We start from the raw sequence: 21,120 nt of genomic DNA on the forward strand, positions 1-21,120 counted from the left end.
CTGCAAGGATAGCGAGGCATTAAATGAAAGCAATAAAAAATGGCACCCGAGGGTGCCATTTTGGAAACTTTCTTAGAAGTTCTATTAGAACTTGTAAGTTACTGCTAGGTAGTGGCTCACACCTGAAGTTTTACCTGCGAATCCACCGTCTTCTAGACCGTAAATAGTTTCGTAAGCTTTAAGACCGTAACCTACAGCATAACGGTCTGAGTGCCAGTAGATACCGTTAAACATTGCGCCGCCGCTGCTTTCTGCGCTGTACTCGTCTTCCATCGCAAATTGCCAATCAATGTAACCTTGGTAAGAGATGAATGAACCGTTCTCGAAGAAGTAGAATGGTTTGAACCAGTTAGTCGAGATTTGGAAACCGTTCCAGTCTTTAATGTTTGAATCGTAGTTACCGTAAAGGTTTAAGCCAATTTTGCCTAACCAAGGAACCATTACGTCAGAACCTAGACCGATTTTTTGTTGGTTAACACCAAAAGTTGTGTCAGTTGTGTTAACGCCGTCCCACGTAATTTCAGATGCAACGTAAAGTTCTTGTACTGGACCAAATGAAAGGTCTTTACCTGTTAGTCCGTCAAGAGACATACGTGGAGCAAACTTCATGAACATTTTTGCTTGGCTGTCTGCTTTATCGCTACCTGGATCCGAAAGTAGGTTAAATACATCAACATAGCCATATAGGTCGAAGATTCCCGAGCGGCCACCGAATTCCATTTCTAGGTAATCATGTGATGATTCACCTGGAAGCTCATCAAATGCACCCATAAGGTTGAATTGCATCCATTTGTAATCGTTTTTATGGATGTCGCCGTCAGAATAATCCGCTGCCATTACTGGAGCAGAAGTTGCTGCAAGTAGGCCAAGAGTTAAAAGTGATTTACGCATAATGGAACTCTCTATGTTTGAAATAAGTAACCCGCTAATCCGTGCGTGTTTATGATGTCCGAATGCCGAGCATAATAGCGATTTTGTTCTCAAATAAAAGTGAGACAGAGTGAAAACTACAATTATTAAGGTGAGGTTGATCACACTAATGATCTAAATGATGGAACTTTAAGGTGGCAATGCATCTTGATGCACCTTTAATTCTATTGATTTTGTGAAATTCGATTATTTTGTGGATAAATAGGTGAAATACTGCGCTAAGCAAACGATTCTACTAATTAGAGTGACATGCATATCAAAATCAACAGTATTCCTTTCTAAGCGTTTTCTCTTAAAAAATGACTCATTCAAACCACCTCTTAATCTTGTCTTTGATCTATTTTTGACCAGCAGCGTAATGGAGTTGGAATCAATTGATGGACAACTCATGTGATGACTGCCTAGGGATTTGAACCTAGCTACTTTTTGAATCACGGAGAATTAAAGACAGTTCACTGCACTAGATTTTGAAATACTTTTTAAAGATTAGTTATTGGACTAATCATTTGTGTGACGAGCTGGTCTAACTTTTTTGGAGAGAAGACCAATGAAATATTCACCTATACTCGCTGTAGCAATTTCAGCCCTATTTATTGTTGGGTGTGATGACGACGATGAATCAACAACTCAACTACAAGCTGTACATGCATCGCCAGATGCTCCTTTAGCTAACGTTCTAGTCAATAGTCAGGCTCGTTGGAGCGATGTCGATTATGCTCAAGCATCCGGATACGCCTCCGTAGGTCAAGGACAGACAACTCTTCAAGTCGATGTCCAACTCCCAGGTGACGAAGTGGCCACTGTTATCCCTCAAAGCCAATTCGATTTAAGCGGTGACTTAGATTACACCGTGATGGTTGTAGGCGACGCCGATGGATCCAACAATCCTGTAGAGGCTTTGGTTGTTACTCGCCCTGCTGCAGGAACGGCAACAAGTTCAAGTCTAGATGTGCAAGTAGTACACGCGGCAACAGGAGTTGGCGATGTAAACCTATATGTGACAGGGCCGAGTGATCCATTGGGCGCACCGTTAGGGACTTTAGCTTATAAAGATTTTACTGACGTACTCAATATCCCTGCAGGACAATATCGCGTGAGATTAGAAACCGTGAGCGGCAGTGCTATTGCTTTTGACTCTGGAGAAATCACTCTGTCTGGCGGCAGCGAGCTAACGATTGCGGCTGTGCCAAGAGCTGACTCCAATAGCGCTTCCCCAGTAAAATTGATGGTGATGGATGGTAGTGGATCATCGTTAATATACGACATGGCAGAAACTGCCGAAGTAAGAGTCGGGCATTTGGTCGATGGCGCACCAGCTGTAGATGTATTTGTTAATTCTGCTAAGTTTGCTCCTCTTGATGGTTTAATGTTTAAAGAAATTCGCGGTTTCTTAGATTTAGCTGCAGACAGTTATGATATTGATATATACGAAACGGGAACGACGTCTCCATCATTTATTGATGTTGATGGATTAGCTGTATTTGCTGGCATGGATTACAGCATCTATGCGGTAGGGACAGTAAGTCCACTGAATTTGGAACCTTTGGTTGTTCCTGAAAACCGTCGCCCGGTTGCGACCAGTGCAGTGTTAAACATTACCCACGCGGCGGCTAATCCAATTGCGGCTTCGGTTGATATCTACTTAACAGAAAACGCGGGGATCTCTGGTAGCACTCCAGCATTAAGTGATGTGAAATTCAAAGATTATGTGAATGGCATTTATGTTGCGGCGGGGTCTTACTTTGTGACGATAACGGTAGCGGGTCAGCCGTCGGTTGTGGCGATTGATTCAGCGCCTGCTACTTTGGCTAATGGTGTGGTGTATCAAGTCGTGGCGATTGATGATTCGATGGGAACGGGTTTTAACCTAATTGTGAGTGAAACAACAGACTAGATCTGAAGATAGAACGTAAAAGAGGGTAGCTCAATGCTACCCTCTTCTCATTTTTTTATTTGATTCTATTCTTGATTGTTTTTGGCTTTTTCTAATAAATCCGTGAAAAAGTGGCGTAATGAGTAGAGCATGATCAAACTTGGTATCACCATGAGTGCAGTCAGTATAAAGAAGGTTGACCAGTCATTGAGGTAATCAACCAACTCACCACTGAATGAAGCCAGTGTGGTACGACCGAAGTTACCCAAGGATGCGAGTAATGCATATTGGGTTGCAGAGAAGGCCTGCCCGGTTAATAGCGTTAAGAAAGAGACAAAAGCTACTGTTGAAAAGGCGGTCGTGAAGTTATCGACAATAATCGTTGCCAAGAACAAGGTTTCACTTGGGCCTGCCTGAGCGATCCACGCAAACATTAGATTACTGGCTGCCATGGCAACACCGCCAATCATCAGTCCGCGTACAATGCCGAATTTCACATTGAAGACACTGCCTACCAAAGTGAAGAATATGGTTGCGCCCCAACCAATTAACTTCGAATAGTGGCCGATCTGTTCGTTACTAAAACCTATCTCTTTATAGAAGGTGATCGACATACGACCTAAGAAGGCTTCACCTATCTTAAATAGGAATACGAACAGCAGTAGGGTGATGGCAACTTGAACTCCGTTTCGTTTGAAGAAGTCATAAAACGGTTCTAACACGGTAACACTGAACCAAGCCACGACTTTCGAACCGATAACCTTATTGTGGCGTTGCTGAGCTTGTTCTTGCAGGGCTTCGCGTTGTGTGTTTGGCTCTCCGACAAAAAGCGTAAACAGCATTAGTACGACAACGACGCCTGCCATTCCGTAATACACACCATTCCAACCGATTGAGTCTGCGTTAATAAAGGCAAGGTAGCCTGGTAGAGAATACCCCGTCCACCAACCCATCACTGCCATTGCAGAAGCTTGCGGCAGCTTTGATGCTTCGGATTTTGGGAAGGTATCAATACGAAATGCATCAATCGCGATGTCTTGCGTGGCCGAGGCAATGGCAATAGCGAGCGCCAACATTGAAGTAAACGCCAAATTCTCTGCGGGATTGACGCCTGCGATGAATAAGGTGCCGACTAAAACAATGGTTTGGCAGAAAAAAATCCAACTGCGGCGCTGGCCGAGTATTGCGTGAAGCACCGGCAGTTTTACTCGGTCGACCAATGGTGCCCATAGAAAGTTAATCGCATACACGGCAAACACACTACCAAAGTAGCCAATGGCTGCTCGTGTTAAACCTGCATCTTTTAGCCAACCAGACATGTTGGATCCAATAAGAACCCATGGGAAGCCACTCGAACAGCCGAGCATAAACACCCAAAGTAGGCGTTTATCTAGGTAGCTGCGGAAAGTCTGCATCCAAGAAAGAGAGGGAGTGCCTGATGACATAGGGCGTCCTTGTGTAGAAAAACGCCCTTAAGAAATAAGGGCGTTAGATTGGATTACTTAATAAGGGTCACTTTAGTGATGACGATTGGGTCGACTGGGATGTCTGACATGCGGCCCATTCGCTTGGTTGGAATCGTTGCCATCTTTTGAACAACATCAAAACCTTCAGTTACTTTGCCGAATACAGCGTAGCCTGGGTTACCACCTTTTGCGTTCAAGAAATCATTATCAGAGAAGTTAATGAAGAACTGACGAGTTGCAGAATCTGGCGCATTAGTACGAGCCATAGCGATTGTTGCTGTATCGTTTTTCAGGCCATTGCTGCCTTCATTCTTGATAGGAGCGTAAGTTGCTTGTTGATTCATCTCTTGATCGAAGCCGCCACCTTGCGCCATAAAGCCAGGAATAACACGGTGGAAGATAGTGCCTTCGTAGCTGCCGTCTGCCACGTATTTTAGGAAGTTCTCCGCGCTAACCGGTGCTTGCTCTTGGTTAAGCTCGATAGTGAAGTCGCCTAATGTTGTTTCCACGTTTACTTTAGGACCAGCCCAAACGCTCACACTCACTAGCATTAATGCGATAGAAGATAAAATACGACCCATTAGAAACGTTCCTTCATATAAGTTTGTAGCTCTTGGTCGTTAGCGATCTCAGTAAGAACCAAGTTGATTACGTCATTAAGAACCATAGAGATGTCGTCGTTTGATGCGCTCAATGCACCAGTGCGTGTTGCAGTACCGTTGAATGTTTTAACTAGTTTGCCTTCAGGCGTTTCCGCGGTAACTTCAAGCGTTACTTTACCGTCCATTTTGTTTTCCATAATGGTGTGTTCTACGGTAACGAGTGCTTCTTGAATCTCTAAAACAATTGAGTTTTCACTGTTTACGCTTGCACGAAAACCTTGAGACTCTAACTGTTGAGCCACAGCGTTTTCTAGAGAAATACGCATGTTTTGCTTAGCGTGAATTGGCTGAATGTTTGAACGGCCACTATCAACCAATGCAACATATTGAGCGGCACGAACATCTTTACTGGTTAGTGTGTATGTTTTGCCTTGTACAAGGTTGCTTGAGCTTAGTGAAGCTTCTGGCATTACATTGATCTGTTCTTGCTGAGGGGCTGAACATGCTGTCAAAGCCATAATAGAAGCAGCCAAAATCAGTTTTTTCATTCCTTTATCCTTTCTAAATTCACACCAGAAGCTCGGTATCTTAAATTCTTGTGAAGTCGTTTCTGCTTATTTATTAAAATTCGCAGGTTCTCTTGTTGCTTGTAATATCTCAAATTTTTGGTTTAGTTCAAGCGTTTCAACGTTAGCTTCACCAAATAGTCTTGCTAGTTTGACATCGTATCCGAGGTGTCGGTTGCCAATAACAATTAATTTGCCTCCATTGCTTAGAACATGCTTTGCATCACAGAACATTTGCCACGCAATGTGATCCGTAATCGCTTGTTGCTGATGGAATGGAGGATTACACATCACTAAGTAGGTGCTGTTTTTCTTGAAGCCATCTAAACAGTTGTTGGCGATGAACTGGAAGTTGCCTTCTTCACCAAGGTTATCCTTGACGTTTTGGCGCGCCGATTCCACCGCCATAAAGCTTTCATCCACACAGGTGATACGAGCTTGTGGGTTCAATTGCCCTGCTTTTACACTCAATACACCGTTGCCACAGCCGAGATCGATGATATGACGCAGCTCAGGATCTTGAGGGATGTGCTCTAGCATATAGCGAGCGCCTTGATCGAGTGCTTCCCCTGAGTAAACATTTGGTAAATTTTTCAATCGGATATCTTCACCGTCTACATCCCATTCAACAAAAGGCTCTACCGTTTGAATCGGCTGGCAGTTTGGTGATGAGAATACTAAGCGGTGTTTTTTCTTCGCTAGTGATGTTTTGGTTTCACCTAGGTATTTTTCGAACAGGTTAAGCGTAGAGGTGTGAATCTCTTTTACCTTGTTGACGCCGATCACTTGGCAGCCTTCAGGCAAAGCTTGGCGTAGCTGGCTCAATTGCCAGATTAGGTGACGATTTGTTTTTGGCAGCTGCATGATCACAAGATCGATACCGTGTGGGATATCATCCATCGTGTTCAAGAAGTTCACTCGGTTACTTTGATTGCGCTGCAAGTTTTTCAGGGCACCACGGTGAGAGATAAATGAGTCGCTCATCATAGTGATATCATGATCTTTCGAGAACCAAGTCGATAGGGCACCGAAGCTGTCGTTCATGATCAGGATGTGTTTGCCAGGTTCAAGGTTCATCTCTTCAACATGGCTAATAATGTATTCGTCGCCCGCATCCCAAGCTTGAAGGGTTTCATTTGAACGTTTCGGGAAACGATGTAAGGTCAAAGTTCTGTCGTGAAGGGTAAGTTCGGTTTTCATTGCTTGAGATACTTATGTAAGAAATAACAAAGATATTGTCTCAAATGCAGGCTGAACAAGATAGAAAAAACTCAACCAAACCTATGCCATTCGCTATGAAATACTCAGACACTCGACCTGTTAGGGTTTATACTCACCCCACGGATAATGCCAATACGTTATTAAGGAATCACAATGATCCAAGAAGTTATCGAAACAAAATTGCACAATGAGTTTTCACCAAGTCATTTAAACGTGGTTAATGAGAGCTATATGCACAATGTTCCGGCCGGTTCTGAGAGTCATTTCAAAGTGATTGTTGTCAGCGATGTGTTTGAAGGTTTGCGTCTTATTGCTCGTCATCGAGCTGTAAATAAAGCCCTTTCAGAAGAGCTAGCGAACAATATTCATGCATTGTCCATTCACACTTATACAAAAGATGAATGGATGAAGCAGCTCGATAACGTGCCAGATAGCCCGATGTGCATGGGCGGCGGTAAGTAAGAAAGCTTACGAATATAGAAGGGGTGGCTATGCCGCCTTTTTTGTCGTCAAATTCATCTGTTTTTCGTTGTTATATCACTCAAACTGATGGTAAATAGAACGGCTGGAAATACCTACAATGAGTAATGTTTTTATTAACAGTGTTTCAACATAACTCGTAAAATATTAGTTTGTGACAGAGTATTAATCTCTTGTTTAAAACACGATTCAAAAGCCAATTTATCTGTGCGGCTCGTCAAATTTATACATATTTGAGAGCCCATATGCTTCAAATCTCACCAAATAAAGGCCGTATTCAAGTTATTGGTCATGGCATCAAGTTGTCAAAAAATGCTAGAATACGGCACCTGATAAATCTCACATAATCTTTGTGATGAGTTTATTAATGTAATGTTGCGATTTTGGTATCTCAAATTTACCAAAACCGGACACTGTAATGTCGTGTCTAAGGGCGATTTTAAAACGTCCCGAATTTACGCAATTAAAAGAATCTTTTTCCCGATAAAGTAGTGCAAGTGCGTATGATTACAATAAAGAAGGGTTTGGATCTTCCTATCGCAGGAACTCCATCCCAGGTGATTAATGATGGTAAGTCCATCACTAAAGTCGCCTTGCTTGGCGAAGAGTACGTTGGTATGCGTCCTACGATGCATGCTCGCGTTGGTGATGAAGTGAAGAAAGGCCAAGTTCTTTTTGCAGATAAAAAGAACCCAGGTGTTGTATTTACTTCTCCAGCAAGCGGTAAAGTTATTGAAGTGAACCGTGGTGCTAAGCGTGTTCTTCAATCAGTAGTGATTGAAGTAGCAGGCAATGAGCAAATCACGTTCAATAGCTATGAAGCTAACCAACTAGTAGGCCTTGACCGTGATACGGTTAAAGCTCAGTTAGTTGAGTCTGGCGCATGGACCGCTTTGCGAACTCGTCCGTTCAGCAAGGTTCCAGCAGTTGATTCTGAAACTCAGGCTATTTTCGTTACTGCTATGGATACTAATCCGCTAGCAGCTGAGCCAGAATTAATCATTAACGAGCAGTCTGATGCTTTCGTTGCTGGTTTAGATCTTCTTTCAACTCTGACTAACGGTAAAGTGTACGTTTGTAAAAAAGGTACTAGCTTACCTCGTTCAGCTCAGTCTAACGTTGAAGAACATGTTTTTGATGGCCCACACCCTGCAGGTCTTGCAGGCACGCATATGCATTACCTATATCCGGTAAATGCACAAAATGTAGCGTGGAGCATTAACTACCAAGATGTTATCGCATTCGGTAAGCTTTTCCTTACTGGTGAGATTTACTCTGAGCGTGTTGTTTCTCTGGCTGGTCCAGTGGTGAACAACCCACGTCTAGTTCGTACTCAAATTGGTGCTAGCCTTGAAGAGTTGACAGACAGCGAGTTAATGCCAGGCGAAGTTCGTGTGATTTCTGGTTCTGTACTTACGGGTACTGAAGCAACAGGTCCACATGCTTTCCTTGGTCGTTACCATCAGCAAGTTTCTGTTCTACGTGAAGGTCGTGATAAAGAGCTATTCGGCTGGGCTATGCCTGGTAAGAACAAGTTCTCTGTTACTCGTTCATTCCTTGGTCACCTGTTTAAAGGTCAGTTGTTCAACATGACAACGACGACAAACGGTAGTGACCGCTCAATGGTTCCAATTGGTAACTACGAGCGCGTAATGCCTCTAGATATGGAACCTACATTGCTGCTTCGAGATCTATGTGCAGGCGACATTGATAGTGCTCAAGCACTTGGTGCGCTAGAGCTAGACGAAGAAGATGTAGCATTGTGTACCTTTGTATGTCCAGGTAAGTACGAGTACGGTCAACTACTTCGTGAATGCCTAGATACGATTGAGAAGGAAGGGTAATTTTCATGGGCCTTAAAAAGTTTCTTGAAGACATCGAGCATCATTTTGAGCCAGGTGGTAAACACGAGAAGTGGTTTGCGCTTTACGAAGCAGCAGCGACAGTGTTCTACACGCCAGGTCTTATTACAAAGAAAAGCTCGCACGTTCGTGATAGCGTTGATTTAAAACGTATCATGATCATGGTTTGGTTCGCGGTATTCCCAGCAATGTTCTGGGGTATGTACAACGCGGGTGGCCAAGCTATCGCAGCACTTAACCATATGTACGCAGGCGCTGAACTAGCATCTGTTATCAGTGGTAACTGGCACTACTGGCTAACCGAAATGCTTGGAGCCTCCTTAGGAGCCGATGCAGGTGTTGGCAGCAAGATGCTACTTGGTGCGACATACTTCCTACCTATCTACGCAACGGTATTCATCGTTGGTGGTTTCTGGGAAGTTCTGTTCTGTATGGTGCGTAAGCACGAAGTAAACGAAGGTTTCTTTGTTACTTCTATCTTATTTGCGCTTATCGTTCCGCCAACACTTCCTCTATGGCAAGCAGCATTAGGTATTACCTTCGGTGTTGTAGTCGCTAAAGAGATCTTCGGTGGTACGGGTCGTAACTTCCTGAACCCTGCACTTGCTGGCCGTGCGTTCCTATTCTTTGCATACCCTGCACAGATTTCAGGTGACGTAGTTTGGACTGCTGCAGATGGTTTCTCTGGTGCAACTGCTCTTAGCCAATGGGCTCAAGGCGGCGGTAGCGCACTAATGAACGTAACATCTGGTGAAGCAATCACTTGGATGGACGCATTCATTGGTAACATCCCAGGTTCTATCGGTGAAGTATCGACTCTAGCACTTATGATTGGTGCTGCGATGATCGTTTACATGCGTATCGCTTCATGGCGCATCATTGCTGGTGTAATGATCGGTATGATTGCTGTGTCTACGCTGTTTAACGTGATCGGTTCTGATACTAACGCAATGTTCAGCATGCCTTGGCACTGGCACCTAGTTCTAGGTGGCTTCGCATTCGGTATGTTCTTCATGGCGACTGACCCAGTATCAGCTTCATTTACCAACAAAGGTAAGTGGTGGTACGGCATCCTAATCGGCGCAATGTGTGTAATGATTCGTGTAGTTAACCCTGCATACCCAGAAGGCATGATGCTTGCGATTCTATTCGCAAACCTATTTGCTCCTCTGTTTGACCACGTTGTAATCGAGAAGAACATTAAGCGGAGACTAGCGCGCTATGGCAAGTAATAACGATAGCATTAAAAAGACGCTGTTTGTTGTTATCGCATTGAGCCTAGTGTGCTCAATCATCGTTTCAACAGCTGCAGTTGTTCTTAAACCTAAGCAACAAGCTAACGCGGTTCTGGATCAGCAAACTAAGATCCTTGAAGTTGCGGGCATTGAACTTGCGGGTAATATCCCTGAACTGTACGCAGAGAACATTGAACCTCGTCTAGTTGATTTCGCTACTGGCGATTTCGTTGACGGCGACGCTGCTGCATACGACCAACGTAAAGCGGCAAAAGATCCAGCTCAGTCAATCAAGCTTTCAGCTGAAGATGACATCGCTAAGATCCTTCGTCGTGCTAACACGGGTACTGTATACCTTGTGAAAGATGGCGCTGAAACTTCTAAAGTTATCATCCCTGTTCACGGTAACGGTCTATGGTCAATGATGTACGCATTCGTTGCGGTAGAAACTGATGGCAACACAGTTTCTGGTATCACTTACTACGAGCAAGGTGAAACTCCTGGACTTGGTGGTGAAGTTGAGAACCCATCTTGGCGCGCTCAATTCGTTGGTAAGAAATTATTCGACGAAAACCACAAACCTGCTATTCAGGTTGTTAAAGGTGGCGCTCCTCAAGGTTCTGAGCACGGTGTAGATGGCCTTTCTGGTGCAACACTGACTAGCGTTGGTGTTCAACATACATTTGACTTCTGGTTAGGTGATATGGGCTTTGGTCCGTTCCTAGCAAAAGTTCGTGACGGAGGTCTGAACTAATGTCTAGTGCAAAAGAAATTAAAAAGAGCATCTTAGCGCCGGTGTTGGACAACAACCCAATCGCGCTACAGGTTCTTGGTGTGTGTTCTGCTCTTGCGGTAACCACTAAGCTAGAAACAGCATTTGTTATGACTATCGCGGTAATGTTCGTTACTGCTCTGTCTAACTTCTTCGTTTCTTTGATCCGTAACCACATTCCTAACAGTGTGCGTATCATCGTTCAGATGGCAATTATCGCATCATTAGTAATCGTGGTAGACCAAGTGCTTAAAGCATACCTATACGATATCTCTAAGCAGCTATCTGTATTCGTAGGCCTAATCATTACTAACTGTATTGTAATGGGTCGTGCTGAAGCATTCGCAATGAAGTCTGCGCCAATCCCATCTCTAATCGATGGTCTTGGTAACGGTCTTGGTTACGGTTTCGTTCTTATCACTGTTGGTTTCTTCCGTGAGCTTCTAGGCTCTGGCAAACTATTTGGTATGGAAGTACTACCTCTAGTGAGCAACGGTGGTTGGTATCAGCCAAACGGCTTGATGCTTCTAGCACCTTCTGCATTCTTCCTAATTGGTTTCTTGATTTGGGCAATTCGTGTGTTCAAACCAGAACAAGTAGAAGCGAAGGGGTAAGGTAGTCATGGAACATTATATTAGTCTGCTAGTTAAATCGATTTTCATCGAAAACATGGCGCTTTCTTTCTTCCTAGGTATGTGTACATTCCTAGCGGTATCTAAGAAAGTTAAAACTTCTTTTGGTCTTGGTGTTGCGGTAGTTGTAGTACTTACAATCGCTGTTCCTGTAAACAACCTTGTTTACACACACATCCTGAAAGAAAACGCGCTTGTTGAAGGTGTCGATTTAAGTTTCCTTAACTTCATCGCATTCATCGGTGTTATCGCGGCACTTGTACAAATCCTAGAGATGGTTCTAGACCGTTTCTTCCCACCTTTGTACAACGCACTAGGTATCTTCCTTCCACTGATCACAGTTAACTGTGCAATCTTTGGTGGTGTATCTTTCATGGTAACTCGTGACTACAACTTTGCTGAATCTGTTGTTTACGGCTTCGGTTCTGGTGTGGGTTGGATGTTAGCTATCGTTGCTCTTGCGGGTATCCGTGAGAAGATGAAGTACTCTGACGTACCTCCAGGTCTTCGTGGCCTTGGTATCACGTTCATTACTGTTGGTCTGATGGCGTTAGGCTTTATGTCTTTCTCTGGTGTTCAACTGTAGGGTAAGCACCCAGTAATAAGGAATAACAAATGCAAAGCATTATTCTTGGCGTAGCGATGTTTACCATTATTGTATTGGCTCTAGTACTAGTGATTCTTTTCGCTAAGTCTAAGCTAGTACCATCAGGTGACATCACTATTGCTGTAAACGGCGACCCTGAAAAGGCGATCGTTACTCAACCTGGTAGCAAGCTACTTGGTGCCCTAGCTGGCGCTGGTATCTTCGTATCTTCTGCTTGTGGTGGCGGTGGCTCTTGTGGTCAGTGTCGTGTAAAAGTTAAGTCTGGTGGTGGCGACATCCTTCCGACTGAACTTGATCACATCACAAAAGGTGAAGCTCGCGAAGGCGAACGTCTTGCATGTCAAGTTGCTATGAAAACTGACATGGAGATTGAACTAGACGAAGATATCTTTGGTGTTAAAAAGTGGGAATGTACTGTTATCTCGAATAACAACGAAGCTACTTTCATCAAAGAACTTGCTCTAGCGATCCCTGAAGGTGAAGAAGTTCCGTTCCGCGCGGGTGGTTACATTCAGATTGAAGCTGAACCACATCACGTGAAATACGCAGATTACGATATTCCTGAGGAATACCGTGGTGACTGGGATAAGTTCAACTTGTTCCGTTACGAGTCTATCGTTAAAGAGCATTCGATCCGTGCTTACTCTATGGCTTCATACCCAGAAGAGAAAGGCATCATCAAGCTTAACGTGCGTATCGCAACTCCGCCGCCAAACAACCCTGACGTAGCTCCTGGTGTGATGTCTTCATACATCTGGTCTCTTAAAGAAGGCGACAAATGTACTATTTCTGGTCCATTTGGTGAGTTCTTTGCTAAAGACACAGACAATGAAATGGTATTCATCGGTGGTGGTGCAGGTATGGCGCCAATGCGTTCACATATCTTCGACCAACTTAAGCGTCTTAACTCTACTCGTAAGATGTCTTACTGGTACGGTGCACGTTCTAAGCGTGAGATGTTCTACATTGAAGATTTCGATGGCCTAGCGGCTGCAAACGAGAACTTCGTGTGGCACTGTGCTCTGTCTGATCCTCAACCAGAGGACAACTGGGACGGTTACACAGGTTTCATCCACAACGTATTGTACGAAAACTACCTGAAGGATCACGAAGCTCCTGAAGACTGTGAGTACTACATGTGTGGTCCACCAATGATGAACGCGGCTGTTATCGGCATGCTGAAAGATCTTGGTGTAGAAGATGAAAACATCCTACTAGATGACTTCGGTGGTTAATCCATTTAAGTGATTGATATTATGGCTGACTCTCACGAGTCAGCCATTTGTTTTTCTAAGACTATTTTTGACAACATACTGGCTTATATAAGAAAGAGTAAGGCATTCAAAATACCTATTTTTTACTCTTATTTTTCCTTATATAAATCCTTAACATTAGACAGGAGTAAGCAAGTGAGAATTTGGCTTGTTGCATTAACTTCTTTGATTTTTCTTGCGGGCTGTGAGCAGGCAAGAGAGCAAGTGCATTTAAGTGGCCCAACAATGGGTACCAGTTACAACATTAAATACATCAATGGTGATGAATTTCCTGAGTCTAATGAAGTTCATACTGAGATCGATCGTCTACTTGAAGAAGTGAATGATCAAATGTCGACTTACCGTGAAGATTCAGAGCTGAGCCGTTTCAACCAACACAAAGGTGCAGACGCATTCGAAGTCTCTGAACAAACCGCTATTGTTGTGAAAGAAGCCATTCGTTTGAACGGTCTTACTGAAGGAGCGTTGGACGTTACGGTTGGTCCATTAGTTAATCTTTGGGGGTTTGGTCCTGAAGCTCGCCCGGAAGTGGTTCCATCAGATGAAGAGCTTGCTGCTCGTAAAGCTAAAGTTGGTATCCATCACTTGAGCGTTGAAGGCAACAAGCTAACTAAAGACTTGCCTAATTTGTACGTCGACCTGTCAACTATTGCAAAAGGTTGGGGCGTTGATGTTGTTGCTGATTACCTTGATTCCATTGGTATTCACAACTACATGGTAGAAGTCGGCGGTGAAATCCGTTTAAAAGGCCTTAACCGCGAAAGTGTAGGCTGGCGTATTGCCATCGAAAAGCCAAGTATTGACGAACGCAACATTCAAGAGATCATCGAACCAGGTGATATGGCGATCGCAACGTCTGGTGACTACCGCAACTATTTTGAGCGTGATGGTGTTCGTTACTCACACATCATCAACCCAGAAACAGGAAAGCCTCTTCATCATAAAGTGGTTTCTGTGACTGTTTTAAACCCGTCTTCAATGACTGCAGACGGCTTATCTACTGGCCTTATGGTCTTAGGTGAGGAAAAAGGAATGGAAGTCGCAAACCAACATAACATCCCAGTGTTCATGGTGGTAAAAACAGCAGATGGCTTTAAAGAAATTGCTTCTGAAGCATTTAAGCCATACTTAGGTAAATAAGGTAAGCGAGATAATTATGAATACATTTCTGATTACATTTGGTGTTTTTCTTGCAGTAATCGCAGCGATGTCAATTGGCTACATTATCCAAAAGAAAGTTGTGAAAGGTAGCTGTGGCGGTTTGGGTGCTGTTGGTATTGATAAAGTATGTAACTGCCCTGAGCCTTGTGACGCGCGTAAGAAGCGTGAAGCACGTGAAGCTTACCGTGAAGAGAAGCTGGCTGAGCGTCAACAAAAAGAAGCGGCTTGGAGTAAAGACCGTATCGCTTAATTGGTGACATTCATAAGGGTTAGAGTTATCTATGCCCTCAAATTGAAAAGCTCAAGATTACCGTCTTGAGCTTTTTTGGTTTTAAGGTCTAGCAATTAATCTTGGTATACCAAAAATGGAAAGAGAAGCGAATGACTATTGTTCGATTTGCATGCTGTTACGCGCAAACACTAGTTGGTTTCTACCTTGCTCTTTTGCCGTATAAAGAAGCTCATCAGCTGCTTTGATCTGCTCATCTAGCTTCGCGTCTAAATCGGTTACGCCGATACTGATACTGACCTTGATTTTTTGAGAGTCATGCTCAACTACATGGCTTTCAATGGCTTCTCTCATGGACTCTAAGTTGTCAACGAAGCTCTCAAACGCGCCGCACGACTGAATACAAAACTCTTCGCCGCCGAAGCGCACAGCGACATCGTCTTTGAAATGATCTTTGATGATTTTCCCTACATCGATCAGCACGGCATCACCACCATCGTGGCCAAAGGTATCATTCACTTTCTTAAAGAAGTCGATATCCATCATCGCGATGTTTCGTTGATCGCAGCCCTTACAAGGATGATTGAATAGGTAGCGACGATTCCATAAGCCAGTAAGAGCATCCTCGTTAGCATGTCGAAATAGCTCGTTGGCCGCTTCTTTCATATCAAGCAGTTGATGGATACGGCAGAAAAATTCTTCTTGGTTAAAAGGCTTGTAAAGGAAATCGTTGGCACCCGCTTTAAGGAATCGAGCTGTCATTGTGCGATCATCACTGCCCGATAACCCTAGAATAGCCAACTGGTTTCGGTCGTGATCGCGTCGAATCTCACGGATCATCGCTATACCGTCTTTCTTCGGCATATCATGGTCTGTAACAACGAACGTAATATCGGGATCGTTATGAAGAAGCTTTAATGCTTGTTCGCCGTCTTCAGCTTGAATAGTTTGTATATATTGATGTTCTAGAAGTTGAGCTATGTAACGGCGAACGACCGCTGAATCATCGACAACCAATGCTTTATGGTGGCGATTATTCGAAATTCTTTGAACCAGAGGGAGTAGGTAGCTTACTGATGACATACTATCTTTAAGTATGTAATCAATAACGCCTTTGGCTAGGACTTGCTCTCGCAGTTGATTGTCGAACATCCCGGTCAGAACAATTATTTTCTGTTGGTAGCCTAAGACGAGGTCAATGATCTCACCGTCTTGCCCGTCAGGTAAGCAGTAATCCAATACGGCACACAAGAAATCCGTCTCTTGTTCCAATATGTTTTTTGCTTCCGCAATCGATTCAGCAACTGCTACCTCATAACCGCTATTTTTCAGCTGTTGGTACAGGTAGTTGCGAAATGCTCGGCTATCTTCCACCACTAGTATTTTTTCACTCACAAGCGATCCCTACTTATAGACTAAATACTCGTTAACAATAGTATCAGAAGAGCTCATGGCTATTGAAGCGAAACCTCTTTAGCTGGACTCGAGATCGTTTTAAATCTGATAATAATTGGATTATACTGTTTATAGATACAGTTGTAAGGTCGAGTCATTCCTAGATGTGTAGTGCGGGTGAAGAGAAAGTAAGAAAAATAATTCATGTTGATATGGATTGTTTTTACGCGGCTGTAGAAATGCGTGATAACCCTGCTTACCGAAATCGCCCGTTAGCTGTTGGTGGGCATGAAAAGCAACGCGGTGTTTTGAGTACCTGTAATTACGAAGCCCGCAAGTTTGGTGTTCGCTCTGCAATGCCGACCGGAAAAGCCCTGCAGCTTTGTCCAAATCTATTGGTTGTGCCGGGAAGAATGTCGGTCTATGTCGAGATATCTAAAAAGATTCGTGAAATCTTCTCTCGATACACATCAATCATTGAACCTCTTTCTTTGGATGAAGCTTTCCTAGATGTTACCGATTCTAAGCAGTGTCACGGTTCAGCAACACTCATTGCCGAGTCGATTCGCCGTGATATCTGGAATGAGCTTAACCTGACCGCGTCTGCAGGAATTGCGCCGATTAAATTCTTGGCGAAAGTGGCCTCGGATCTGAATAAGCCCAATGGTCAGTTTGTTATCCCTCCACAAGACGTGCAATCAGTGATTGATGAGCTGCCGCTTGAAAAGATCCCCGGTGTCGGCAAGGTGAGTATTGAAAAGTTGCATCAAGCAGGTTTCTTTACTTGTAAGGATATTAAGGAGTCTGACTATCGAGACCTCCTACTCAAGTTTGGCCGTCAAGGCGCATCACTCTGGAAGCGCAGTCATGGTATTGATGATCGAGAAGTTATCATCGAACGTGAGCGAAAATCAGTAGGCGTAGAGCGCACCTTCACCCAAAATATTTCAACCTACGCTGAATGTTGGCAGGTAATCGAAGACAAGCTATTTCCTGAACTCGAAACTCGCTTAGAAAAAGCCAGCCCAAGCAAAGCAATCATCAAGCAGGGCATTAAGCTCAAGTTCGCCGACTTTCAACAAACCACGATTGAACACATCCACGTCTCTCTCGATCGTGAACACTTCAAAGAACTGCTAAGTGAAATACTGAAAAGACAACAGGGACGAGAAATACGCCTGCTTGGTTTAAGCGTAATGCTGCAACCTAAAGACCAAATGCGTCAGCTGAGTTTCTTTTAGGGAAAGGCGCTGAGAATTGAGGCTCAGAGGTGTTACTGGAAGTGTTGGTGTTTGAATACCGACTAGACTTTACAGCCTAGCCAGTTTACCCAAGTATAGAAGTTGGCTTACCTAGGAAGTTGCTTAACTCGCGCTAAAGTATCACTGAATGGTTGCTGCTCTAGCTTACCGTAACCGACCATTTTACTGGCTTTGAGTTTTGTTGACAGCGGGGTGGCGATTCCACATAAGAAGCGAGTAATTGCCTCGTCGGTAATCAGTTGTTGGCTAGCCGAAATAAACTCATGTATCCATGTCATCACCGTCTCATCATCGATAGGTTCAACATCAACGGTTGGTAAGATTGCCACTTCTCCTCTACATACTGAGCAATGACCGCAGTTTGTTGGTGCCTTATCATCGGCAAAATAACTCGCAAGGCGTGAGCTTAGGCAAGTATCCGCCTCAAAGAAGTTCAGCATCTGGTTAAGACGGTTTATCTCACTGTTTTCTTTTGCTTTAAACAACTCAGTTAGACGCTCTGACAGTTGCATCATATCTTCAGAAGTATTGTGGATCGCGTAGACATCGGTGATCTGCTTGCTTTCTAGTTCAATCCAACCTTGTTCATTGAAGTAGTCGATAGCCGCAATCACACGCTGGCGATCGGCTTGGAAGTGAGTCCAAAGCGCATCGAAGTCGACTTGGCACCACACTCTTGCTTGAGGTGAACATTGGAAGATCGCTTCGACAAATTGACGGCGTTCACTTTGGAACTGTTCGGTGATTTGTTGTTTTAGACGAATGAACTTAAATTTGTAGTCTGCGAAGTAGCTGTACTTAGGCTCGATCACGCCTTCAATTTCGAGATACACCAGCAGTGTTTTTAGCGGTAACTGACGAATGTTGGATTCACGTGATAGTTGGTTAAGCATGATCTCCCATTGATTCGAGCCAGAAGCGCCAATGTTTTGATTTTCGTAGATCTCTTTTAATACCGCTTGGATCGATATGTTGTCTGGCGTATCACCAAAAACGAAGTTCTCGAGTGTGCTCAAACCATGTTTGTTAGCCAGTAAAATACATTCAGACGCTTGCCCGTCTCGGCCAGCTCTGCCGATCTCTTGCGAGTAGTTTTCGATCGATTTCGGCAAGTCAAAGTGAATCACTCGGCGAATGTTGGACTTATCCACACCCATACCAAACGCGATAGTTGCGACGATACAGCTCACGTCATCATTCATGAATTGGTGTTGAATAGCATCTCTATTTTCAGGCTTAAGACCGGCATGGTAAGCCACCGCATTAACGCCAGCATTGCGAAGCTGCTGAGCCACCATCTCTGCTGTTTGTTGAAGGGTGACATAAACAATAGTAGGAGCGAGAGAAGCTTGGTTAACCACATTGCACAATGTTTCTAGCTTGCTGGTTTGTTCACAAGGTTGAATCGACAGGTCGAGGTTTTGACGATAGAAACCCGTAACCACAACGCGCTCTTCATCAATTTCAAACTTTGACTTCATGTCTTGGATAACTGAAGTGGTCGCGGTGGCTGTCAGTAGTAGAACCTGAGGAATATTGAGCTGCTTTTGGTATTGAGGAAGCTTCAGGTAATCGGGTCTGAAGTTGTGTCCCCATTCTGAAATACAGTGCGCTTCATCTACCACCAGTAACGAGATCGGCACTTGGGAGATAAACTGACGAAAGCGTTCGTTCTTCAAGCGCTCAACGGAGATCATGAGGATCTTGGTGTCTCCGTTACGTACCGACTGCATAACCTGTTGTGTGGTTTGTCTGTCTTGGCTTGATTCGATTGCAGCTGCACTAATGCCTTTACTGTGCAGGAAAGCGAGTTGGTCTTTCATCAAGGCTAATAGCGGCGATATCACCAAGGTTAAGTGCGGTAACTCTAATGCGGGTAATTGATAGCACAGCGATTTACCTGAGCCTGTCGGGAATATCGCGGCAGTCGAGTGACCAGATAGAACGTTATCAATGACTTGCTTTTGCCCATTACGCAGTGAGTCGAATCCGAATACTTGTTTTAGCTTCTGCTCAATCATTTATGTTCTACCTGAGTTATTAAGTGTCGTATTGATGCTAAAGCGGGCGCCTATTCATGATAGCGTCGCTTGATGAATCAAATGTCTTGCACCTGATTGTACCTAATTCTATCCTGTAGCTCCTATAGAAAAGCACCCCAATAGTATGAATAAGTCTGAGCTTCGCCAAATAATCATAGAGCAACTCGAATCCCGATTACGTATCGCACAATCTGCTACTCAACGCGCGATTGACGCTGCGACAGATGAAGAGACAGTGCCTGAGCATAAGTACGATACATTGGCACTAGAAGCTTCGTATCTCGCCCATGGCCAAGCGGTGAGGGTACAAGAGTGTGAGGACGACATTCAGTGTTATCGCAACTTAGTGCTGCGTGATAGTGAGAAGATTGCAGTGAGCAGCTACGTTGTGGTCATTGACGAGCATGATCAATATAAACACTTCTTTTTGGGGCCGAGAGTCGGCGGACTTTCTGTCACGTGGAATGAGAATGAGGTAGCTATTGTGACGGCGAATGCACCTTTCGGTCAGGCTCTAATGGGTAAAGAAGTTGGCGATGAGATTGAATTTAAGGTCGCTGATAAACAGTTTTGCTACGAAGTTATCTCTATCGATTAACTAACTGACTAATAGATATAAAACGTTTCTCTGACAAAGAAGCATAATCCAAGGGTATAGTAATCTGTCAGATTGATGAGAGGATGTTATGAAAAACAATGTATTAATTGCATCACTAACAGCGGTTATCGCTGTTGTGAGCCTGCCAACGTTTGCTGCTCAGTGTCGAGTTGATTTGAAGAATGAACTAAGAATCGATGATCAAAAAGTCGAAATCCATCAAGTGAATGGTGATACGGCCGTTTTTGATGATAACAACGACCTCTATATTCATGGTGAGAAGGTTGAGCTTGATGCCGACCAACAAGCAGCGATTGAGAAATACCGCGAAAACATGAGTGAGTACTTACCTCGAGCGAAACAAATGGCCAACGATAGCTTAGCGCTAGCCAATGACGTGATTGATGATATAGCGGCTAGCCTGGATTCACCTGAGTCATTTGATAATGTAAAAGAATCAATGAAAACCTACTTTGCAGAACTGGAAGCGCGTTACTACAAAGATGGCGAGTTAGTGTTACCAGCAGAAAGCTTTGATTCAATGGCTAATGGCTGGTCTGAAGATTTCGAGAAGGCGAAAGAAATCTTTAACCAAGAATTTATCTCTAGCGCTTTTAATGCGATGTCAGAAAAAATGAAACAAGATGGTGGCCTAAACCTGACTGAATTGGCTGACAGCATGGCTGAATTAAAGCTGAAAGTTGAAGAGCGAATGAAAGAACACTCTCAACAAGTACAAGAAGAAGCGAATGAGTTCTGTGATTCACTTGATGAGATGGCAGAACAAGAACAAGAGTTGCATGAAATCATTCCGAACCTAAAAGACTATCAAGTATTCACAATTTAATTCGAGTCTAGTGATGAATAGCAAGAGCACCGGTTGGTGCTCTTTTTGTTTGTATAAATGGAGCCA

At 43.9% G+C, this 21,120-nt stretch carries 20 protein-coding genes; 13 read left to right on the plus strand and 7 right to left on the minus strand.

Annotation, left to right across the window (positions count from 1 at the left end):
• Positions 1 to 84: 84 nt before the first annotated feature.
• Positions 85 to 891, minus strand: a complete 807-nt coding sequence (locus tag MSG38_RS20705) for an outer membrane protein OmpK (protein ID WP_248402506.1) — start codon at positions 889 to 891, stop codon at positions 85 to 87.
• 586 nt (positions 892 to 1,477) lie between these two features.
• Between MSG38_RS20705 and MSG38_RS20710 the strand changes: the two genes are divergently transcribed.
• Entirely contained in the window at positions 1,478 to 2,824 is a 1,347-nt protein-coding gene (locus MSG38_RS20710) for a DUF4397 domain-containing protein (RefSeq protein WP_248402507.1), read from the plus strand.
• Positions 2,825 to 2,889: 65 nt separating this feature from the next.
• On the opposite strand, the gene MSG38_RS20715 is transcribed toward MSG38_RS20710, so the two are convergent.
• The 4 genes from MSG38_RS20715 to MSG38_RS20730 all read right to left on the minus strand — a co-directional run bounded on the left by MSG38_RS20715 (position 2,890) and on the right by MSG38_RS20730 (position 6,637).
• Complete coding sequence (locus tag MSG38_RS20715; protein WP_059021291.1) at positions 2,890 to 4,248, minus strand: MFS transporter; 1,359 nt, start codon at positions 4,246 to 4,248, stop codon at positions 2,890 to 2,892.
• Between the two features lie 53 nt (positions 4,249 to 4,301).
• Complete coding sequence (locus MSG38_RS20720) at positions 4,302 to 4,850, minus strand: peptidylprolyl isomerase (RefSeq protein ID WP_248402508.1); 549 nt, start codon at positions 4,848 to 4,850, stop codon at positions 4,302 to 4,304.
• Entirely contained in the window at positions 4,850 to 5,419 is a 570-nt protein-coding gene (locus tag MSG38_RS20725) for a YajG family lipoprotein (protein ID WP_017059907.1), read from the minus strand. The genes MSG38_RS20720 and MSG38_RS20725 overlap by 1 nt, the downstream gene beginning before the upstream one ends.
• Before the next feature lie 66 nt (positions 5,420 to 5,485).
• Positions 5,486 to 6,637, minus strand: a complete 1,152-nt coding sequence (locus tag MSG38_RS20730; protein ID WP_248402509.1) for a methyltransferase — start codon at positions 6,635 to 6,637, stop codon at positions 5,486 to 5,488.
• Between the two features lie 174 nt (positions 6,638 to 6,811).
• On the opposite strand from MSG38_RS20730, the gene bolA reads away from it, so the two are divergent.
• The 9 genes from bolA (at position 6,812) to nqrM (ending at position 14,931) form a co-directional block, all read left to right on the plus strand.
• A complete protein-coding gene (bolA, locus tag MSG38_RS20735; protein WP_017064186.1) occupies positions 6,812 to 7,120 on the plus strand; it encodes a transcriptional regulator BolA in 309 nt (102 codons plus the stop codon).
• Positions 7,121 to 7,641: 521 nt separating this feature from the next.
• Complete coding sequence (locus tag MSG38_RS20740) at positions 7,642 to 8,982, plus strand: Na(+)-translocating NADH-quinone reductase subunit A (protein WP_032549021.1); 1,341 nt, start codon at positions 7,642 to 7,644, stop codon at positions 8,980 to 8,982.
• Between the two features lie 5 nt (positions 8,983 to 8,987).
• Positions 8,988 to 10,232 (plus strand): NADH:ubiquinone reductase (Na(+)-transporting) subunit B, encoded by a 1,245-nt coding sequence (locus tag MSG38_RS20745; RefSeq protein WP_017067139.1) that lies wholly within the window; start codon positions 8,988 to 8,990, stop codon positions 10,230 to 10,232.
• Entirely contained in the window at positions 10,222 to 10,989 is a 768-nt protein-coding gene (locus MSG38_RS20750; protein WP_017059911.1) for a Na(+)-translocating NADH-quinone reductase subunit C, read from the plus strand. The genes MSG38_RS20745 and MSG38_RS20750 overlap by 11 nt, the downstream gene beginning before the upstream one ends.
• Complete coding sequence (locus tag MSG38_RS20755; protein WP_008223083.1) at positions 10,989 to 11,621, plus strand: NADH:ubiquinone reductase (Na(+)-transporting) subunit D; 633 nt, start codon at positions 10,989 to 10,991, stop codon at positions 11,619 to 11,621. The genes MSG38_RS20750 and MSG38_RS20755 overlap by 1 nt, the downstream gene beginning before the upstream one ends.
• A 7-nt stretch (positions 11,622 to 11,628) precedes the next feature.
• Entirely contained in the window at positions 11,629 to 12,225 is a 597-nt protein-coding gene (gene nqrE / locus MSG38_RS20760) for an NADH:ubiquinone reductase (Na(+)-transporting) subunit E (protein WP_009848375.1), read from the plus strand.
• Between the two features lie 29 nt (positions 12,226 to 12,254).
• Positions 12,255 to 13,481: an NADH:ubiquinone reductase (Na(+)-transporting) subunit F gene (gene nqrF / locus MSG38_RS20765; RefSeq protein ID WP_017631923.1), complete on the plus strand. Its 1,227-nt coding sequence runs from the start codon at positions 12,255 to 12,257 to the stop codon at positions 13,479 to 13,481.
• Between the two features lie 174 nt (positions 13,482 to 13,655).
• Positions 13,656 to 14,660: an FAD:protein FMN transferase gene (locus MSG38_RS20770; RefSeq protein WP_048607978.1), complete on the plus strand. Its 1,005-nt coding sequence runs from the start codon at positions 13,656 to 13,658 to the stop codon at positions 14,658 to 14,660.
• 16 nt (positions 14,661 to 14,676) lie between these two features.
• Positions 14,677 to 14,931 carry a (Na+)-NQR maturation NqrM gene (gene nqrM / locus MSG38_RS20775; protein ID WP_009848378.1) on the plus strand — a complete coding sequence of 85 codons (255 nt, stop codon included), beginning with the start codon at positions 14,677 to 14,679 and terminating at the stop codon, positions 14,929 to 14,931.
• A 135-nt stretch (positions 14,932 to 15,066) separates the two neighbouring features.
• Here the strand turns inward: nqrM and MSG38_RS20780 are convergent, their stop codons facing one another.
• Positions 15,067 to 16,305: a response regulator gene (locus MSG38_RS20780; RefSeq protein ID WP_050644382.1), complete on the minus strand. Its 1,239-nt coding sequence runs from the start codon at positions 16,303 to 16,305 to the stop codon at positions 15,067 to 15,069.
• 164 nt (positions 16,306 to 16,469) lie between these two features.
• Here MSG38_RS20780 and dinB point away from each other — a divergent pair, with 164 nt between their 5' ends.
• Complete coding sequence (gene dinB, locus MSG38_RS20785; RefSeq protein WP_248402510.1) at positions 16,470 to 17,546, plus strand: DNA polymerase IV; 1,077 nt, start codon at positions 16,470 to 16,472, stop codon at positions 17,544 to 17,546.
• Between the two features lie 107 nt (positions 17,547 to 17,653).
• Here the strand turns inward: dinB and MSG38_RS20790 are convergent, their stop codons facing one another.
• Entirely contained in the window at positions 17,654 to 19,588 is a 1,935-nt protein-coding gene (locus MSG38_RS20790; protein WP_248402511.1) for a RecQ family ATP-dependent DNA helicase, read from the minus strand.
• A 145-nt stretch (positions 19,589 to 19,733) separates the two neighbouring features.
• Here MSG38_RS20790 and MSG38_RS20795 point away from each other — a divergent pair, with 145 nt between their 5' ends.
• Positions 19,734 to 20,207 (plus strand): GreA/GreB family elongation factor, encoded by a 474-nt coding sequence (locus tag MSG38_RS20795; protein ID WP_248402512.1) that lies wholly within the window; start codon positions 19,734 to 19,736, stop codon positions 20,205 to 20,207.
• 88 nt (positions 20,208 to 20,295) lie between these two features.
• The gene (locus MSG38_RS20800; protein ID WP_017059918.1) at positions 20,296 to 21,054 is read left to right on the plus strand and encodes a YggN family protein; all 759 of its coding nucleotides are present in this window, start codon (positions 20,296 to 20,298) and stop codon (positions 21,052 to 21,054) included.
• Positions 21,055 to 21,120 lie beyond the last annotated feature (66 nt).

The sequence above is a fragment of the Vibrio sp. 1CM24A genome (genome assembly GCF_023161725.1).
GTDB lineage: Bacteria > Pseudomonadota > Gammaproteobacteria > Enterobacterales > Vibrionaceae > Vibrio > Vibrio coralliirubri.

What these genes read in the sequence shown, in the direction of transcription:
- MSG38_RS20705 (WP_248402506.1), bottom strand. Translation starts at nt 891, where the DNA reads ATGCGTAAATCACTTTTAACTCTTGGCCTACTTGCAGCAACTTCTGCT.
- MSG38_RS20710 (WP_248402507.1), top strand. Translation starts at nt 1,478, where the DNA reads ATGAAATATTCACCTATACTCGCTGTAGCAATTTCAGCCCTATTTATT.
- MSG38_RS20715 (WP_059021291.1), bottom strand. Translation starts at nt 4,248, where the DNA reads ATGTCATCAGGCACTCCCTCTCTTTCTTGGATGCAGACTTTCCGCAGC.
- MSG38_RS20720 (WP_248402508.1), bottom strand. Translation starts at nt 4,850, where the DNA reads ATGGGTCGTATTTTATCTTCTATCGCATTAATGCTAGTGAGTGTGAGC.
- MSG38_RS20725 (WP_017059907.1), bottom strand. Translation starts at nt 5,419, where the DNA reads ATGAAAAAACTGATTTTGGCTGCTTCTATTATGGCTTTGACAGCATGT.
- MSG38_RS20730 (WP_248402509.1), bottom strand. Translation starts at nt 6,637, where the DNA reads ATGAAAACCGAACTTACCCTTCACGACAGAACTTTGACCTTACATCGT.
- bolA (WP_017064186.1), top strand. Translation starts at nt 6,812, where the DNA reads ATGATCCAAGAAGTTATCGAAACAAAATTGCACAATGAGTTTTCACCA.
- MSG38_RS20740 (WP_032549021.1), top strand. Translation starts at nt 7,642, where the DNA reads ATGATTACAATAAAGAAGGGTTTGGATCTTCCTATCGCAGGAACTCCA.
- MSG38_RS20745 (WP_017067139.1), top strand. Translation starts at nt 8,988, where the DNA reads ATGGGCCTTAAAAAGTTTCTTGAAGACATCGAGCATCATTTTGAGCCA.
- MSG38_RS20750 (WP_017059911.1), top strand. Translation starts at nt 10,222, where the DNA reads ATGGCAAGTAATAACGATAGCATTAAAAAGACGCTGTTTGTTGTTATC.
- MSG38_RS20755 (WP_008223083.1), top strand. Translation starts at nt 10,989, where the DNA reads ATGTCTAGTGCAAAAGAAATTAAAAAGAGCATCTTAGCGCCGGTGTTG.
- nqrE (WP_009848375.1), top strand. Translation starts at nt 11,629, where the DNA reads ATGGAACATTATATTAGTCTGCTAGTTAAATCGATTTTCATCGAAAAC.
- nqrF (WP_017631923.1), top strand. Translation starts at nt 12,255, where the DNA reads ATGCAAAGCATTATTCTTGGCGTAGCGATGTTTACCATTATTGTATTG.
- nqrM (WP_009848378.1), top strand. Translation starts at nt 14,677, where the DNA reads ATGAATACATTTCTGATTACATTTGGTGTTTTTCTTGCAGTAATCGCA.
- dinB (WP_248402510.1), top strand. Translation starts at nt 16,470, where the DNA reads ATGTGTAGTGCGGGTGAAGAGAAAGTAAGAAAAATAATTCATGTTGAT.
- MSG38_RS20790 (WP_248402511.1), bottom strand. Translation starts at nt 19,588, where the DNA reads ATGATTGAGCAGAAGCTAAAACAAGTATTCGGATTCGACTCACTGCGT.
- MSG38_RS20795 (WP_248402512.1), top strand. Translation starts at nt 19,734, where the DNA reads ATGAATAAGTCTGAGCTTCGCCAAATAATCATAGAGCAACTCGAATCC.
- MSG38_RS20800 (WP_017059918.1), top strand. Translation starts at nt 20,296, where the DNA reads ATGAAAAACAATGTATTAATTGCATCACTAACAGCGGTTATCGCTGTT.